At 51.9% G+C, this 362-nt stretch carries 1 protein-coding gene; it reads right to left on the bottom strand.

All coding sequences use genetic code 11. The annotated features are described in order from the left end of the window. Window positions 1-110 precede the first annotated feature (110 nt). A partial coding sequence (locus tag CWO84_RS24695) for a hypothetical protein (protein ID WP_205800395.1) occupies window positions 111-362 on the bottom strand: 252 nt, incomplete at its 5' end.

Below are 362 nucleotides of genomic sequence, written 5' to 3'. Positions count from 1 at the left end.
TAAAGCGCATCTGTAGCGAACGATGCGCCTCCTATCGTCTACACATCCTACAAATTCTTTCAACATCAAAAACATCCAACTGCTTTAAATCCGCGACTGGGTTACTCCCGTTATTCCGCCCCGAGCATCGCAGCTTTTGGTGAGATCAGCCCGATAGGGGAGCGGCAGGGATGCCGCTCGTTTTCGGAGGGCCAGGGATGGCCCTTCCGAAAACCCTTGCCAAAAGCGACAAATTTGCCTGGAGCAAATTTGAACAGCCGATAGGCTGGCCCGAAGGGCGAAAACCATGGATGGTTTTCGTAAAGCGCAGGATTAAGGCGGAATGTCGGGGGGCCTTTTCTTTGGATACTTTCTTTTGGCCA

The organism is Methylomonas sp. Kb3 (assembly GCF_002834115.1).
In the GTDB taxonomy this organism is placed as follows: Bacteria; Pseudomonadota; Gammaproteobacteria; order Methylococcales; family Methylomonadaceae; genus Methylomonas; species Methylomonas defluvii.
This window is presented reverse-complemented; position numbering and strand designations above follow the sequence as displayed.